Below are 14788 nucleotides of genomic sequence, written 5' to 3'. Positions count from 1 at the left end.
TACGCGGCCCGCTCTCGGGTCGCGCACGAATGCGCCCAGGTCACGCCGAGGAGAACCGGAGCCCGCCCGTGCGGGCACCCGGTGCCTCAGGAGGAGCTGACCACCGCGTCCAGGTGGGGCAGATGGTGGTCGAGACGCTCCCGCTTCGTCCGCAGATAGGTGATGTTGTTCTCGCACGGCGGGATCAGCAGCGGCACCTGCTCGGCGACCTGGATGCCGTGGCTCACCAGGGCGTCGCGCTTGCGCGGGTTGTTGGACATCAGGCGCACGGACTTCACGCCCAGGTCCTCCAGGATCCTGGCGGCCACCCCGTAGTCGCGGGCGTCGACCGGCAGGCCCAGGGCGAGGTTGGCCTCGACGGTGTCCAGGCCCTCCGCCTGCAGGGCCATCGCGCGCAGCTTGGCGAGCAGGCCGATGCCACGGCCTTCATGCCCTCTGAGGTAGACCACGACGCCCGCGCCCTCGGTGACGACCGCGCGCAGGGCGGCGTCGAGCTGGTCGCCGCACTCGCAGTGCTGGGAGCCGAAGGCGTCGCCCGTCAGGCACTCCGAGTGCAGCCGGATGAGGACGTCGTCCGTGCCGATCTCGCCATAGACCAGCGCGACCTGTTCGTCGCCGCGGTCGTGGTCCATGTAGCCGATCGCCTGGAATTTCCCGTACACAGTGGGCAAGGGGGCATTCACGACGCGTTCCACGCCGGTCCGCTGCGGTGACTTCTTGCCGAGTACGCCAATTTTTTCTGTCATGATTCTCGAGTTCCTAAGCAGAGACGAAAGGCCGTGACGTTATGAGTGATCTGGTGCCGGCGGACACCACGGAAGACGTACGGACGCGGGGCGCCGGTGTCTCACGGCAGGTCGCGGTGCTTCCCGTGGGGAGCTTCGAGCAGCACGGTGCGTTTCTTCCGCTGGCGACCGACACGCTCGTCGCGTGTGCCGTCGCGCGGGAGATAGCCGGCGCGTACCCGGTGCACCTCCTTCCTCCGGTGACGATCTCGTGCTCGCACGAGCACGCGGCCTGGCCGGGGACCGTCAGCATCTCCTCGGTGACCCTTCATGCGGTGGTACGGGACATTGCGGCTTCGCTCCGCCGCTCCGGCGTCGAGGCCCTGGTGGTGGTCAACGGGCACGGCGGAAACTACGTACTGGGCAACGTGGTTCAGGAATCCTCCGCCCGCGGTGAGCGGATGGCGCTCTTCCCGGCCCCGGAGGACTGGGAGGAGGCGCGGCAGCGGGCGGGTGTGGTCACCTCGCTGCTCACCGACATGCACGCGGGGGAAATAGAGACCTCCATCCTTCTGCACGCTCATCCCGAAATGCTCCGACCCGGTTATGAGACCTCCGATTTCGTCGCTGACGACCGGCGTCATCTGCTTACCCTCGGCATGTCCGGCTATACCGATTCCGGTGTCATCGGCCGTGCTTCGCTGGGTTCGGCGGAAAAGGGGAAGGAACTCCTGGCGAGCCTGGCGGATTCCTTCGGGGCGTATTTCTCGATGTTGACCTCCGCGGACGACGGGGCCGCCTCCACGAGCGACGTAGCTGACGGGTAGTCGTTCCCGGTCCGGGACCGGGCACGCAGGCCCGTGTACCAGCGGGCGACGAGCACGATCAGGCCGGGCAGGCTCGCCACGAGGCTGAGCACCCCGTAGACGACCGCGACGGCGAGTCCCCGGCCGGCGCCAAGTCCGGCGGCGCCGAACGCCCAGGCGGTGACGCCCTCCCTGGGCCCCCAGCCGCCGACGTTCAGCGGCAGTCCCATCGCCAGCAGCGCGAGGACCGCGAGCGGCAGCAGGACGGCCACGGAGGCGGCGACCCCGGCGACGCGGGCGGCGAGTACGAACATGGCCACGTAACCTGCCAGAACGACCACGGAGGAGACAATGACTCCGGGCCCGTTGTGGCGGGACAGCAGCCCTTCGCGCGCCTCGGCGAGGACCCCGCGCAGCTTCCGGCCGCGGCGTGAGGGCGCCGCCCGGTTCATGCGCAGGGCGAGGACCACGGCGAGGGCGCCCACCGCGGCCAGGGCCGCGAGCGGCGCGATGTGCCGGGCCTCGGACAGCACCGGGGACGGCATGGTCAGCAGCACCACGGCCCCGACGGCGAACAGGGCGATCTGCCCGGCGGCGCGTTCGAGGACGACCGCCTTCACGCCCCGGCCCAGGTCGCCCTCGCTCTGCCCGTGCCGGACCGCCCGGTGCACATCGCCGAGGACGCCGCCGGGCAGCGCCGCGTTGAGGAACAGCGCGCGGTAGTAGTCGGCGACGGCCGGTCCGAAGGGCAGCCGGATCCGGAGCCCCCGGGCCACGAGCGCCCACCGCCAGGCGCTGAACACCGTGGTGACGAGCCCGATCCCGAGCGCCAGCACCAGCGACGTCCCGTCGATCCGGCTCAGCCCGTCCAGGAAGACACCGGTACCGAGGCGCCACAACAGCACACCGAGGATGGCGACTCCGGCGAGGGTGCCGAGACGCGTACGGACCTTGCGGGAGCCGATCCGGGCCAGGGCGGCCCGGACCGGGCCGGGCGACGGGGAACCGGCGGGGCGGGAAGCCTCCGGTGCCGGTGCACCGGGTTCCCCGAGCGGACTGCCGCTGTCGCCGCTCCGGGGCAGCCGGTCGCTCTCGACGGACGTCGGCCGCGGACGCGTCCCCGTCGCCTGGGGGCTCATGACGCTCCGCCCACCGGACGGCACAGGGCCAGGAGGTCGGTGTGGTGGACGGTGACGCGCAACTGCCCGGCGGCGCAGGCGGCCAGGCGTTCGGCCAGATAGGCGTCGGCGCGGTCGCGCAGGTCGGGGCGTTGCTCGACGGCGGCACCGACCCAGCCGCGCAGCCACTGTTCGGTGAGCGCGGCCTGCTCGGGGCCGAGCCGCCAGGGGCTCGGGTGCAGCCGTACGGTCGCGCCGTGCTCGGAGAACGCCTCGGCCGCCGCGGTGACCGCGTCCGGGCCGAGCAGGCCGTCACGGCGCTGGTGTTCGTTGAACGCCTGGGCGATCTCCGTGTCCAGCGGGTGGGCCGGGGTCAGTTCGACCCGCCCGGCGACGGACAGTGTCAGCAGGGCGGGGCAGCCGGCTCCGGCGCAGGCGGCGGCGAGGGCGTCGATCTCGTCGCGGGTGAGGACGTCCAGCAGCGCGGACGCCGTCACCAGGGACGCGCCCTTCAGTGCGTCCGGTGTGAGCCGGGCGACGTCACCGCGCCGTGTCTCGACCGAGACCCTGCTGCCGTCGGCGGCGGAGCGCGGGGAGGCGACGGCGGCGAAGTGCAGCAGATAGGGGTCGCGGTCGTGCAGGACCCAGTGCTGGGCGCCGTCCAGGCGGGGGGCGAGCCAGCGGCCCATCGACCCGGTGCCGCAGCCCAGGTCGTGGATGGCGACGCCCGACTTCCCCGGCAGGTTGGCGAGCCGGATACGCAGCGGGTCGAGCAGGTCGTGCGCCCGCGCGTCGGCGTCGGCCGGCTCCCGCAGTTCCAGCCACTCGGGCGCGTAGCGGGGCGGATCGCCGGGGTCGGCCTCGCGCAGCTTCACGGTGGGCCGGGAGCCGGGGGTGCCGCTGGGGCCCGCGCCCGGGATGACGGCGCCGTCGGCGCCCGCCACGATGGCGTCACCCGCCCACGCGATCACCGCGTCACCCGGCTTCGGGGCCTTGGCGTCCGCCACCATGGCGGCCTCCTTCGACTCGGCGGCCTCTCTGGGCCCGGGCTGCGTCGGAATCGCCCCGCTCTGCTGGGTCGTCGCCGGGTTCGTCATGCGGCCCTCCGGGGTTCGGTCGGAAGCCGGCGCAGTACCGCCGCCAGGCTCTGTGCGGTGGTCGCCCAGCCGTCGAGGGAGGCGCGGCGACTGCGGGCGGCGGCCTTGAGGCGACGCCGTACGTCCGCCTCGCCGAACCAGCCGCGCAGTTCGGCGGCGATGGCGGCGGGGTTCTCCGGCGGGACGAGGATGCCGGGCACGCCGCCGTCGGGGGCGCGGCCGACCGCCTCGGGGAGTCCGCCCACGTCCGTGGCCATGACCGGGATGCCCCGGGCCAGTGCCTCGGTGACGGCCATGCCGTAGGTCTCGGCGTAGGAGGTGAGGACCATCAGGTCGGCGGTGGCGTAACTGGCGTCCAGTGCGGCGCCGGACTTCGGGCCCGCCAGCTCCAGCCGGTCCTGAAGGCCGTGCTCGGCGATGAGGGACCGCAGATGGGCGACGTACTCGGGCTCCTGGGTGAGGCTGCCGACGAAGACGCAGCTCCACCGCAGGTCGGTCACCGTGGCCAGCGCCTCCACCAGCCGGTGCTGGCCCTTGCGCGGGGTCACGGCGGCGACGCACAGCAGACGCGAGACACCGTCGGTGCCGGGCGCGAGGGGTGCGATGTCGGCACCGGGGGCCGCGACGTGGACGCGCTCCGGGGGAAGGCCGTGGTGGGAGACCAGGCGGCGGACCGCCCAGTCGCTGGTGGCGATGACCGCCGGCACGGCCCGCAGCACCGACCGCTCCTTGGCGTCCAGTTCGGCGGCCACGACCGGGTCGAGGCCGGTCTCGTCGCCGAGCGGGAGATGGACGAGGACGACCATCCGCAGCCGTTCCGCCTCCGGCACGACGATCTCCGGGACCCCGCAGGCCACCAGGCCGTCGAGCAGGACGACGGCACCGTCCGGCAGTCCGCTCAGGGCGCGGGCCAGTTCCGTCCGGGCCTCGGCCCCCGGCCGGGGCCAGTCACCGGCGACGGCGTGCTTGGTCACCTGCCAGCCGAAGCCGGGCAGGTCCAGGCAGACGCGCCGGTCGTAGGCGTTGCCGCCGCTGGGGGCCGCCGGGTCGTCGATGCCGCCCGGGAGCACGAAGTGCACGGTGCGCAGGGACATGGGGATGATCTCGGCGTTCTTCAGGGCGGCGTGCTGCACCGGAACGTAGTTCAGGCGTGCCGGGCCGGTCTGCCCGGGCCGCTCGATGGTCGTGTCGGTCACAGCGCACGCTCGTAACTCGCCCAGGCGATGTGCGACTCGTGCAGGGTGACGGACAGGCCCGCGATGCCCTTGGCGCCCTCGCCCAGCGCCCCCTTGTGGATGCGCTCGGCGAGCCGGTCGGCGATGACCTTGGCGAGGAACTCCGTAGAGGTGTTGACCCCGGCGAAGTCGGGTTCGTTGTCGAGGTTGCGGTAGTTCAGCTCGCTGACAACGGCTCCGAGTTCCTGGGTGGCCAGCCCGATGTCGACGACGATGTTGTCCTCGTCCAGCTGTTCGCGCCGGAATGTGGCGTCCACGAGGAACGTGGCCCCGTGCAGGCGCTGCGCCGGTCCGAAGACGTCGCCACGGAAGCTGTGGGCGATCATGATGTGATCGCGGACGGTGATGCTGAACAACGGACGACCCTCCAGGTGCGGCGCGTCTGCTCCCCCGCTGTCGGCTGCCGGGGATGCCGGGTAATACGGCTCCTTGCCTTCCCCTGTTCAGCCTCCGCTACGTCTTTTCTCAGGTCAGGCGCTCTTGTCTTACCGATGTCGTACCGGATGGAACGAATCGTCAGCCGATGCGTCAATCGCTCTCGTCATAGCGGACGCGGTGGCACAGGGCGGGGATCTCTCCGGAGGCGAGCCTCGGCAGTACGTCCGGCAGCTCCTCGAAGGCGGATTCGCCGGTGACGAGGGCGTCGAGCGCCGGGTCGGCGAGCAGGTCGAGGGCGACGGCGAGCCGGTCGGCGTAGCTGCGGTCGGGGCGGGCCGGGGAGACGGTGCCGACCTGGCTGGAGCGGATGACGAGCCGCCGGGAGTGGAAGGCCTCGCCGAGCGGCAGGCTGATCCGCCGGTCGCCGTACCAGCTCAGTTCGAGCACGGTCCCCTCGGCGGTGAGGAGTTCCAGGGACCTGGCGAGTCCCTGCTCGGTGGCGCTGGCGTGGACGACCAGGTCGCACTCGCCCAGGGCGTCCGCGGGGGTGGCGAAGCCGACGCCCAGGGCCTTGGCGATGTCGGCACGGGACGGGTCGGCGTCGACCAGCTGGACCCGGACGCCGGGGAAACGGGCGAGCAGGGCCGCCACCGAGCAGCCGACCATGCCGCCGCCGACGACGGCGATCCGGTCGCCGACCAGGGGCGCGGCGTCCCACAGGGCGTTGACGGCGGTCTCCACGGTCCCGGCGAGCACGGCCCGTTCGGCCGGCACGGTGTCCGGTACGGGTGTGACGGCCCGGGCCGGGACGACGTACCGGCTCTGGTGCGGATAGAGGCAGAACACCGTACGGCCGACGAGCTCTCCGGGCCCTTCCTCCACCACGCCGACGTTGAGGTAGCCGTACTTCACGGGGCCCGGGAAGTCCCCCTCCTGGAACGGTGCCCGCATGGCGGTGTGCTGGCTGACGGGCACGCCGCCGCGGAAGACGAGCGTCTCCGTGCCGCGGCTCACTCCGGAGTACAGGGCGCGGACCAGCACCTCGCCCTCGCCGGCCTCCGGCAGGGTGACGTCCCGGATCTCGCCTCGTCCAGGCGAGTCGATCCAGAACGCCCGTGCGGTGTGCTTCATCGAAGTCCTCCTGAACGATCGGGAAGCTGCTTGCGTACCGAGGGGTGCACAGGCCGCGCACAAGGTAGCGGCGTTGATCGACTCTGTCACACGGCCGGAGGGTGTTCGGTGGCCCTGAACAACACTTACGACGCGAGGCTCGTACAGCAGGAGACCGCCCTGGGGGCGGGAGTGCAGATCCTGCTGCTCGCCCTGATCGGTACGGCGATCGGGATGGGCCCGGCGGGCTGGCTGACCGGCCTCGCGTTCGCCCTCGCCACCTGGGCGGTGCTCTCCCGGGCCCTGCACCGCTCCCGGCTGCGCTCCTTCGGCGCGGCCAACCGGGTCACTCTCGGCCGCGCCACCCTCGTCGGCGGGGTCACCGCCCTGGTCGCGGACTCCTTCCAGAGTTCGCCGCCCGTGTCGCTGTTCGTCGGCCTGACGGCCATCGCCCTGATCCTCGACGGCGTCGACGGCAAGGTGGCCCGCCGCACCGGCACCTCCACGGCGCTGGGCGCGCGCTTCGACATGGAGGTCGACGCGTTCCTGATCCTGGTGCTGAGCGTGTACGTGTCGATGGAGCTGGGCCCGTGGGTGCTGCTCATCGGCGGTATGCGGTACGTCTTCGTCGCCGCCGCGCGGGTCTGGCCCTGGCTGACCGCCGCCCTCCCGCCGAGCACCGCCCGCAAGACGGTGGCTGCGCTTCAGGGCGTGCTCCTGCTGGTGGCGGGCGCCGATCTGCTGCCGTACGCGGGCAACTTCGGGGTCGCCGCCCTGGCCCTGGGCCTGCTGGTGTGGTCGTTCGGGCGAGACGTGCTGTGGCTGTACCGGACCTCGCGGGTCGAGGAGACCGCCGCGCGGCGGCAGGTGCGGGAACTCGTCGCGAGCTGACGCCGTCGGCCGGTCAGGCCTCGAAGCGCCCTCGCGCCGTCTCGATGTGACCGAGGTACTGGTGGGTCCAGCCGCAGAGCAGGTCGACCGTGGCCCGCAGGGCCCGGCCCGGCTCGGTGAGCGTGTACTCGACCTTCGGCGGCACGGTGGGGTGCACCTTCCGGTCGACCAGGCCGTTGCGCTCCAGCATCCGCAGGTTCTGGGTGAGCATCTTGTGGCTGACGCCCTCGACCTCGTCCCGCAACTCGCTGAAGCGCAGGGTGCGTTCGCCGAGGGCCTCGATGATCAGCAAGGCCCACTTGTTGGCGACGTCCGAGAAGATCTCGCGCGCCAGCGAGTCCGCCCGCCGCAGATCCGCGTCCTCGGGCAGACCGCTCAACTCCTGCTTGGTCACCATCTGGTTCCCCAGTCACCGAAAAGTGCGTTCTTCCAGGTCGGCGGTCACTCTCCTACAGTTCCCGAGTAACCGCAAGAGAGCACGTGAGCGCGTGCTCGGCGGAAGGAACGGAAGGACAGGAACTGTGACGACTCCCGATGTCTACGACCACGCCATCCCGGCCGAGACCCACTTCGGCTACGCGCAGGCGATCAGGTCCGGCGACCTGATCCACGTCTCCGGGCAGCTCGCGTTCGACGAGGCGGGCGGCTTCCGCCCCGAGGACGACGTGGCCACCCAGCTCCGGCTGACCCACGTCAACATCGACAAGGTCCTGGCCCACTACGGCGTCACGCGCAACCAGGTCGTCTCCCAGACGCTGTACGCGGTGGACCTGGTGCGCCACGCCGACGTGGTGGCGAAGGCCAACCGGGCGTACTTCGGCGCCCACCGCCCGGTCGCCACGGCCCTCGGCGTCACCGAGCTGACCTTCCCCGGGCAGTTGGTCGAGATCAGCTGTGTGATCGACACCAAGCTGCCCGCGTGACGGAGCCTCAGCGACGCGTCCCGGTGCCCACCAGGGTCCGCTCGTAGGGGTCGAGGACGACGCCCCGGACCTTGGTGGAGACCCCGGCGATGATCTGCTGGTGGGCCAGCGGCACGACGGCGTCCGTACCGAGGATCGCGGCCTCGGCGGCCATGGCCGCGTCCTGCCGCTCGCCGGTGCCGTCGGTCCCGTCGGCCTTGGTGACGGCCCGGTCGACGTTCTTGTCGCAGAGCAGGGCCAGGTTGTAGCTGCCGTCGCAGGTGTAGTCGCTGCCGAGGACGCCGACGGGGTCGCCGGTGTCGAGGAGGCTGTTGCGGGCGCCGATGAAGGCGTCGAACTTCCCGGCGAGGGCGTCGCTCTCCAGCCGTGAGTACTCGCGCACCTCCAGCTTCACCTTGAAGCCGGCCTTCTCGAGCTGCTGTTGCACGACCTGGGCGACCTCGGGCAGCTCGGGCCGGTTGTCATAGGTGGCGAGGGTGATCCGCTCACCGTCGGGCTCGGCGGCCTCCGCACGTCCGGCCGGCTTCACCCGCTTGCTCTCGGCCCAGGTGACGGCGGGACCGTAGATGCCCGCGCCCGGGTCGGCGTACCCCTCGAAGACTCCCTTGACGATGGTGGAGGAGTCGATCGCCGTGCGGGCGGCGGCGCGCAGCTTCGGGTCCTTGAAGGGACCTGTCCTGGTGTTGAGCTGCAGGCTGGTGGTGCGGGTGGTGCCGGCTTCCTTCAGGGTCGCCTTGTCGAGCGTGGCGGCCTGGGCGACCGGGATGGCCTCGGCTATGTCGATGTCGCCGGTGCGGACCGCGTTGGCGCGTGCGGTGCCGTCCTTGACGAAGCGCGCGTCGATCCCGGAGGCCTGGGCGCGGCCGCCCCAGTAGTCGTCGAAGCGGTCGAGGGTGGCGGAGCCGCCGCCGTTGACCTTGGTGATCTCGAAGGGCCCGGTGGCGGTTCCGACCGGGTCGGGGTTGCCCTTCTCGCCGTAGGCCTTCGGGGAGAGGATCGCGAGGCTCGGGCTGGACAGGCGCATGGGCAGGACGGGGTCGGCCGCGGCCGTGGTGACGCGTACGCCGCGGTCGCCGTCGGCCTTCGCGTCGAGCGTGACACCGGCGAGAGCGGCGGGCGCGGGCTTCGCCTTCGTGGCGCGGGTGAGCGCCGCGGCCACGGCGGACGGGGTGACCTCCGCGCCGTCCTGGAAGGTGGCCTCGCGCAGCGTGAACCGCCAGGTGCGGTCGTTCTCCCGGCGCCAGGACTCGGCGAGGGCGGGGGCCGCGGCGCCGTTGGCGTCCAGGGCGGTCAGCCCTTCGGTGACGCCGAGACGGCTGAGGAGCGTGGCGTCGGCTCCGTACGGCGAGAAGTTCTCGGCGGGCGGGAAGGCGAGGGCGACACGCAGCCGGGAGCCCGACTGCCCGCCGTTCGACGACGACTCCCCTCCCGGGGAGGCGAAGCAGCCGGCCAGGCTCGGGACGAGGGCGAAGGCGGCGAGGAACCGGAGGGGACTGTTGATGCTCTGAACACGCACTTGCACAGCATATGCATCACGTGATCCCGAACGGCCCAAGGGATTTGACAGTGGTGACGATCACTCCCTAAATCTAGCCACATGACATCCATTTTCAAAAAGGTGGGGCGGCCGTGAGGATCGCGTTCGTCGGCAAGGGCGGCAGCGGCAAGACCACGCTGTCGGCACTCTTCTCCCGCCATCTGGCGCGCTCCGGCGCCCCGGTCCTCGCCATCGACGGCGACATCAACCAGCACCTGGCCGAGGCGCTCGGCGGGCAGGAGGAGTCCGCCCCTCCCCTGGGCGCCCACCTGTCCTCGATCAAGGACTGTCTGCGCGGCACGAACCCCCGCATCACCTCCGCCGAGGCGATGATCAAAACGACCCCGCCCGGACGCGGCTCCCGCCTCCTGCGCCCGCTCGGCGACGACGAACTGCACGCCCGGCACGTCGGCCGCGCCGGCGGCGTACCCCTGATGGTCACGGGCGAGTTCGAGGAGTCCGACCTGGGCGTGGCCTGCTACCACTCCAAGCTCGGCGCGGTCGAGCTGTACCTCGGCCACCTGATCGACGGCCCCGGCGAATACGTCGTGGTCGACATGACGGCGGGCGCGGACGCCTTCGCCTCCGGCCTGTTCACCCGCTTCGACATCACCTTCCTGGTGGCGGAACCCACCCGCAAGGGCGTCTCGGTCTACCGCCAGTACCGCGACCACGCCCGCGAGTTCGGCATCCGTGTCGCCGTGGTCGGCAACAAGGTGACGTGCGAGGAGGACCTTCTCTTCTTGAAGGAGGAGGTAGGGGACGACCTCCTGACGCACCTGGTGCACTCGCCGTGGGTCCGCGCGGCGGAACAGGGCCGCGCGGGGTCGGGCCCGGACCCCCTGGCGTCTCTGGAGCCCCACAACATCCACGCCCTCTCCCTCCTCCGTGAGGCAGTCGACTCCCACCCCCGCGACTGGGACCGGCTGCACCGGCACGCCGTGGAGTTCCACCTGCGCAACGTCCGGGCCTGGGCGGACGCGCGCACGGGAGAGGACCTGGCGGCGCAGGTGGATCCGGACTTCGCCCCCGGGCCGGCCGCCCTGCGCTGACTCGTCCCGCCGGCTACTCGATCCCCGTGGCATCGAGTAGCCGGACCACGTCCTTGCGCCCGTACCCGAGCAGTCGGGCGCGGTCGGCGGCCATCAGCACCAAGTGCGCGACGATCTCCGCCGCGTATCCGTTCTTGTTGTCCGCGTCGAACCATTCCTGGGGCTTCTCCACACCCAGGCTGTTCATCACCAGCCCGTACTCGCGGCGGACCTCCGCGACGGTAGCGGCGACCGCGTCCATGAGCGTCTTCCCCGGCCGCTCGCATTCCAGGGCGAAGCACCCCCAGTCGACCGGCACGCACCCCTCCGGCGGACGCGCCCGCAGCCCCGCATACCTTTCGTCGCCGAACCCGGAGGCCCGGAACTCGTCGTGCACCAAGGAGAACCGATGGAACCCGGGCGGGACCGGAGGCGGAGGGGGCGTGTACTCCCACCCGGCGTCCTCGTACAGCTGCCGCTTCACCTCTTCTTCTTCGGCATGCGTCACGGTGAAGCCGTTCGCCTCGTTGCGCCCGGTCGTCGTGCCGTCGGGGTTGCGGCGGAAGGTCAGTCCCATGGTGTGCTCCCGTTACCGTGCTGAGAATGGACAACAAGTCCCGTCACCAGCTCGAACGGCCCGCGGACCGGGCAGGTGCCCTCTCCCCGAAGCACCATCCGATCGCGTGAAGATAGGGTGTTGCGGGAACTGCTCGGCTCAGCCGGATGAACGGTTGTTACGCTCTCTCGATGAGGATTCCGGATCCCGAAGAGATCCGTGCGCTGCACGAAAGGCACGCGCCCACCCCCGAGGCGTTCGTACTCGTCCACACGCACTGCGAGATCGTCTGGGCCATCGCCGAGCAGCTCCTGGCGGCGCCCCACCTCGCCCACCTCGACGCCGAGCTGGTCCGCGCCGGCTGCCTCCTCCACGACATCGGCGTCTACCGCCTCTACGGGGACGACGGACGGCTGGACCACGCGAACTACATCCGGCACGGACTGCTCGGCCACGAGATCCTCGAAGCGGAGGGCTTCCCCGAGATCCTCCGCCGCTTCTGCTCCCACCACACCGGAGTGGGACTCACGCGGCACGACATCGAGAGCCAGGGGCTCCCCCTCCCTCCGGCCGACTACCTGGCGGTGACCGAGGAGGAGAGTCTGGTGATGTACGCAGACAAGTTCCACACCAAGTCCCGGCCGTCGGTGTTCCTCTCCCCCGACGAATACGCCGCCCACGTCCGCCGCTTCGGCGCGGACAAGGTGACCGCTTTCCAGGCCCTGCGCGCGGAGTTCGGCGACCCGGACCTCACCGGGCCGGTACCGGGCGCCGGAGCGGGGGGAAGCGCCACGACGGCGGCCGTTCAGGCGTAGGGCGCCCCGCGCCGGTGTCCTTCATCGCGGCTCGGTGAGGGCACCGAACACACAGCGAAGACCACGTCCCGTAAGGTCCGCTGATCTACTGTGACGGCATGACGACGAAGCCTCTTCCCAGTCTCACTCCGACCGGCACCTGCTGGTGCGGCTGTGCCAAGAAGGTCGGAACGGGGTCGTACTTCGCTCCCGGTCACGACAAGGTGGCGGAGGCAGCACTGCTCGCGGTCGAGTACGGCTCTTCCGTCGCCCAGTTGCTGCACGGGCACGGATACGGGCCCGGACACTCGGTGAGCGCGCGTGCCGTGTCCGAGGGTGTGTGGCAGAAGTGCCACGCATGCGACTACGTCGGCGCACCGGCGAGCATCGCCAACCACACGAAGAAGGCGCACACCATCGCCGAGCAGGCGCAGGCGGCGGAGCGTTGACCGAACCAGCCACCAGCCAGCGCGCCGACCTCGAGAAGGCCGTACGGACGTACGGCGGCCACTGGGACACCGAACGCGGCCTGCGCGCGCTGCGCGACGCGGGGCACGACCCACAGGACAAGCACACCCGCCAGATCCTCCGGGACCTCGCCCGGGAGGGCCTGCTGACGAAGGTGGAGGATTGGCCTGTCCGCTATGTCGCGGTGCGGGCGGACTGAGGACGCCGTGCGCCGCGCTCGGTCCGGGCGCGGCGCACCAGGTCGTGCCGTCGGTGGTGACGCGCTGCCACCGACGGCTGTCAAGAGCCGCACCGCTTCTCATGCGTTGCCTGCGGCAGCTCCGGTCGAACCGACGTCAGTGCCGACGCCCCGCTGCCCCGGCCATGTTGGGCCTGCGTGGGTTGAGAACCCACACCCCCTGGGACTGAGTGGCGCCCAATACCCTGCCGACATCCCGAAGCCAGCCCCGCGAGCGTGAGCGAGGCGACCCACACGCTCTTCGAGGACGACCTCGACACTTACCTCAGGGACGCCTGGCCCGCCTGGAACGCCCGCCGTCAGGAACCGATCGTGCAGGGTGAGGGTTACGTGGACGGCAAACGCGGGCCGAGGTACGCCGAGGCCGCACGCACTGCTGTCGGTGAACCGAAGCTGCTGCACGCGCTGTTGGAGAATGCCAGGGCCCTGGCAGGGGAGCCGATGCCTCTCACCCAGCTCGTACACACGAGTTCATGCCGTTCTTGACGGACGCCAACCGTAGGCTGTGCCGAAGAAAGAGGGGGAGACGATGACTGACGACCGCAGGGGAACCATTCCGGTGTGGACGCTGGCGACCGGTGATGTCCGGGTGCCCGCACTGGCCGGAGACGGGCCGATGACGGCTGAACGCCTGGCTGAACTGCGGGGTGTGCTGGCCGCCCTGGCCGAGGATCCGATCGCCACGCTCGAGGTGCACCCGCTGCCCGACCAGCTCGACCGCGGCCGAGGAATCCCGCTCGACGCCGCGAGTCCCCTGGCGCAGCACCTGTCGCAGCTCATCACGCAATCGGCGCGAAGTTCCTCTGCATCGACCACGGCGACGGCGGCCGGCGAAGGTCTGTATCGCATGGTGATTCCGGCCAAGGTCGCCGCCCAGTTCGGTCAGGGCATCATTCGTCCGATGGCGGCGAAGGGGGCGGCCGGTGCCATCCGCGGCCCGCTGGTGAACTCGGCGGGGAAGATCGCCGGCGCCGCGAAGTTCGTGCCGGCCGGGCAAGCGGCAGCGGCGGGCGCGGCCGGTGGAGCCGGTGCGACAGCCGGTGTGGCGATCGGCGGCAGTGCGATGCTCACCGTGGCCGCGCCGCTCGTCCTCATGGCCGTAGCGGTGGGGGTGAGCGCGCATGCCGACAGCAGGCGTCAGCAGGCCATCGAGCACATCACAGAACTGCTGGAGCAGCTGCGCGAGCAGAAGCTCGTGGAGGAGCACAGCGAACTCGACGGCTGCCGCGACGCCATCGACAAGGCCACCGCCATCCTGCTCGACCAGGGCAGGCCCGGAGTCTCGCTGGGTCTGGACTCGGCAGTGCATGCCATCAACTCGGCACTGGGCGCCGCCGACCGCCGCCTCACCCAATGGCAGAACGCACTCGACAAGCTCCCCGAGGGCAAGGCCGTCGATCTGGGCACGCTGACCAAGTCGTTCCCCGGCATCGACGACCAGAGCGGCATCTTCCGCGCCCACCTCGAACTCGCCACGCTGGCCATCGCGTTGAAGCGGCGGGTCGTCGTCCTGCAAGCCGTCGAGCATGCCCAGACCGACCCCGGCAACCTGTTCGGGAACTTCACCCGGGCGCTCAAGCGCGACCAGCAGCGCCTCGACGAACTGGAGTCGAGCATCGCCAGTGTCCTGGTCCGCCTGTCGACGCTGGAACTGGCCCGCCCGAACGGTTTGCGTCCCGTCTTCACGACCGCGGAAGTCGATCGCCTGATGCGGGCGGCACACCGGATTCGCCAACTGGGCGACGGCGTCATGGTCGACAGCCGCGCGACAGACGTGGCGATCGAGATCGCCCGCGACGAGGACGGCTCGGTGGTCGTCTTCCCCGCCCTGCCCGCGTCGGCGTAGGCACGCTCGCACCCTCCGGTCTGGGAGCCAGAGGG

At 71.1% G+C, this 14788-nt stretch carries 17 protein-coding genes and 1 pseudogene; 9 read left to right on the top strand and 9 right to left on the bottom strand.

Translation table 11 applies throughout. From position 1 onward, the window contains the following. Positions 1-86 precede the first annotated feature (86 nt). On the bottom strand, positions 87-746 hold the full coding sequence (ribA, locus tag ACIBK5_RS05655) for a GTP cyclohydrolase II (RefSeq protein ID WP_399016560.1): 660 nt from the start codon (positions 744-746) through the stop codon (positions 87-89). Between the two features lie 41 nt (positions 747-787). Between ribA and ACIBK5_RS05650 the strand changes: the two genes are divergently transcribed. After that, positions 788-1552: a creatininase family protein gene (locus ACIBK5_RS05650; RefSeq protein WP_399016558.1), complete on the top strand. Its 765-nt coding sequence runs from the start codon at positions 788-790 to the stop codon at positions 1550-1552. 122 nt (positions 1553-1674) lie between these two features. Here the strand turns inward: ACIBK5_RS05650 and ACIBK5_RS05645 are convergent. The 5 genes and pseudogenes from ACIBK5_RS05645 to ACIBK5_RS05625 form a co-directional block, all read right to left on the bottom strand. Beyond that, positions 1675-2670: pseudogene (locus tag ACIBK5_RS05645) on the bottom strand (lysylphosphatidylglycerol synthase transmembrane domain-containing protein); the annotation flags it as partial. Further along, the gene (locus ACIBK5_RS05640; RefSeq protein ID WP_399016556.1) at positions 2667-3746 is read right to left on the bottom strand and encodes a methyltransferase domain-containing protein; all 1080 of its coding nucleotides are present in this window, start codon (positions 3744-3746) and stop codon (positions 2667-2669) included. The pseudogene ACIBK5_RS05645 and the gene ACIBK5_RS05640, both read right to left, overlap by 4 nt. Next, a complete protein-coding gene (locus ACIBK5_RS05635) occupies positions 3743-4942 on the bottom strand; it encodes a glycosyltransferase family 4 protein (protein WP_399016554.1) in 1200 nt (399 codons plus the stop codon). Before ACIBK5_RS05635 ends, ACIBK5_RS05640 begins: the two co-directional genes overlap by 4 nt. Next, positions 4939-5337 (bottom strand): 6-carboxytetrahydropterin synthase, encoded by a 399-nt coding sequence (locus ACIBK5_RS05630; RefSeq protein WP_184588322.1) that lies wholly within the window; start codon positions 5335-5337, stop codon positions 4939-4941. Before ACIBK5_RS05630 ends, ACIBK5_RS05635 begins: the two co-directional genes overlap by 4 nt. A 172-nt stretch (positions 5338-5509) precedes the next feature. Next, complete coding sequence (locus ACIBK5_RS05625) at positions 5510-6490, bottom strand: zinc-binding alcohol dehydrogenase (protein WP_399016552.1); 981 nt, start codon at positions 6488-6490, stop codon at positions 5510-5512. 108 nt (positions 6491-6598) lie between these two features. Between ACIBK5_RS05625 and ACIBK5_RS05620 the strand changes: the two genes are divergently transcribed. After that, entirely contained in the window at positions 6599-7360 is a 762-nt protein-coding gene (locus ACIBK5_RS05620; protein WP_399016550.1) for a CDP-alcohol phosphatidyltransferase family protein, read from the top strand. A gap of 13 nt (positions 7361-7373) precedes the next feature. Here ACIBK5_RS05620 and ACIBK5_RS05615 read toward each other — a convergent pair whose 3' ends face one another. Then, positions 7374-7757, bottom strand: a complete 384-nt coding sequence (locus tag ACIBK5_RS05615; protein WP_382826103.1) for a winged helix-turn-helix transcriptional regulator — start codon at positions 7755-7757, stop codon at positions 7374-7376. A 124-nt stretch (positions 7758-7881) separates the two neighbouring features. On the opposite strand from ACIBK5_RS05615, the gene ACIBK5_RS05610 reads away from it, so the two are divergent. Next, entirely contained in the window at positions 7882-8283 is a 402-nt protein-coding gene (locus ACIBK5_RS05610; protein WP_399016548.1) for a Rid family hydrolase, read from the top strand. A gap of 7 nt (positions 8284-8290) precedes the next feature. Here ACIBK5_RS05610 and ACIBK5_RS05605 read toward each other — a convergent pair whose 3' ends face one another. Continuing rightward, positions 8291-9805: an ABC transporter substrate-binding protein gene (locus tag ACIBK5_RS05605; protein WP_399016546.1), complete on the bottom strand. Its 1515-nt coding sequence runs from the start codon at positions 9803-9805 to the stop codon at positions 8291-8293. Positions 9806-9912: 107 nt separating this feature from the next. On the opposite strand from ACIBK5_RS05605, the gene ACIBK5_RS05600 reads away from it, so the two are divergent. Further along, the gene (locus ACIBK5_RS05600; protein WP_399016544.1) at positions 9913-10872 is read left to right on the top strand and encodes an AAA family ATPase; all 960 of its coding nucleotides are present in this window, start codon (positions 9913-9915) and stop codon (positions 10870-10872) included. Positions 10873-10885: 13 nt separating this feature from the next. On the opposite strand, the gene ACIBK5_RS05595 is transcribed toward ACIBK5_RS05600, so the two are convergent. After that, positions 10886-11428, bottom strand: a complete 543-nt coding sequence (locus tag ACIBK5_RS05595) for a hypothetical protein (protein WP_399016542.1) — start codon at positions 11426-11428, stop codon at positions 10886-10888. A gap of 170 nt (positions 11429-11598) precedes the next feature. Between ACIBK5_RS05595 and ACIBK5_RS05590 the strand changes: the two genes are divergently transcribed. The 5 genes from ACIBK5_RS05590 to ACIBK5_RS05570 all read left to right on the top strand — a co-directional run bounded on the left by ACIBK5_RS05590 (position 11599) and on the right by ACIBK5_RS05570 (position 14753). Beyond that, positions 11599-12222: an HDIG domain-containing metalloprotein gene (locus ACIBK5_RS05590; protein ID WP_399016540.1), complete on the top strand. Its 624-nt coding sequence runs from the start codon at positions 11599-11601 to the stop codon at positions 12220-12222. 98 nt (positions 12223-12320) lie between these two features. Further along, positions 12321-12650 (top strand): hypothetical protein, encoded by a 330-nt coding sequence (locus ACIBK5_RS05585; RefSeq protein ID WP_399016538.1) that lies wholly within the window; start codon positions 12321-12323, stop codon positions 12648-12650. Then, a complete protein-coding gene (locus ACIBK5_RS05580; protein ID WP_399016536.1) occupies positions 12647-12868 on the top strand; it encodes a hypothetical protein in 222 nt (73 codons plus the stop codon). Before ACIBK5_RS05585 ends, ACIBK5_RS05580 begins: the two co-directional genes overlap by 4 nt. Before the next feature lie 255 nt (positions 12869-13123). Continuing rightward, complete coding sequence (locus ACIBK5_RS05575) at positions 13124-13393, top strand: hypothetical protein (protein ID WP_399016534.1); 270 nt, start codon at positions 13124-13126, stop codon at positions 13391-13393. Between the two features lie 43 nt (positions 13394-13436). Beyond that, on the top strand, positions 13437-14753 hold the full coding sequence (locus ACIBK5_RS05570; protein WP_399016533.1) for a hypothetical protein: 1317 nt from the start codon (positions 13437-13439) through the stop codon (positions 14751-14753). Positions 14754-14788: the final 35 nt, after the last annotated feature.

The organism is Streptomyces sp. NPDC050546, assembly GCF_044457425.1.
Taxonomy (GTDB): Bacteria; Actinomycetota; Actinomycetes; order Streptomycetales; family Streptomycetaceae; genus Streptomyces.
This window is presented reverse-complemented; position numbering and strand designations above follow the sequence as displayed.

Excerpts from the sequence above, each read along its gene's own strand:
- ribA (WP_399016560.1), bottom strand. The coding sequence starts at position 746 with ATGACAGAAAAAATTGGCGTACTCGGCAAGAAGTCACCGCAGCGGACC.
- ACIBK5_RS05650 (WP_399016558.1), top strand. The coding sequence starts at position 788 with ATGAGTGATCTGGTGCCGGCGGACACCACGGAAGACGTACGGACGCGG.
- ACIBK5_RS05640 (WP_399016556.1), bottom strand. The coding sequence starts at position 3,746 with ATGACGAACCCGGCGACGACCCAGCAGAGCGGGGCGATTCCGACGCAG.
- ACIBK5_RS05625 (WP_399016552.1), bottom strand. The coding sequence starts at position 6,490 with ATGAAGCACACCGCACGGGCGTTCTGGATCGACTCGCCTGGACGAGGC.
- ACIBK5_RS05615 (WP_382826103.1), bottom strand. The coding sequence starts at position 7,757 with ATGGTGACCAAGCAGGAGTTGAGCGGTCTGCCCGAGGACGCGGATCTG.
- ACIBK5_RS05595 (WP_399016542.1), bottom strand. The coding sequence starts at position 11,428 with ATGGGACTGACCTTCCGCCGCAACCCCGACGGCACGACGACCGGGCGC.
- ACIBK5_RS05590 (WP_399016540.1), top strand. The coding sequence starts at position 11,599 with ATGAGGATTCCGGATCCCGAAGAGATCCGTGCGCTGCACGAAAGGCAC.
- ACIBK5_RS05585 (WP_399016538.1), top strand. The coding sequence starts at position 12,321 with ATGACGACGAAGCCTCTTCCCAGTCTCACTCCGACCGGCACCTGCTGG.
- ACIBK5_RS05570 (WP_399016533.1), top strand. The coding sequence starts at position 13,437 with ATGACTGACGACCGCAGGGGAACCATTCCGGTGTGGACGCTGGCGACC.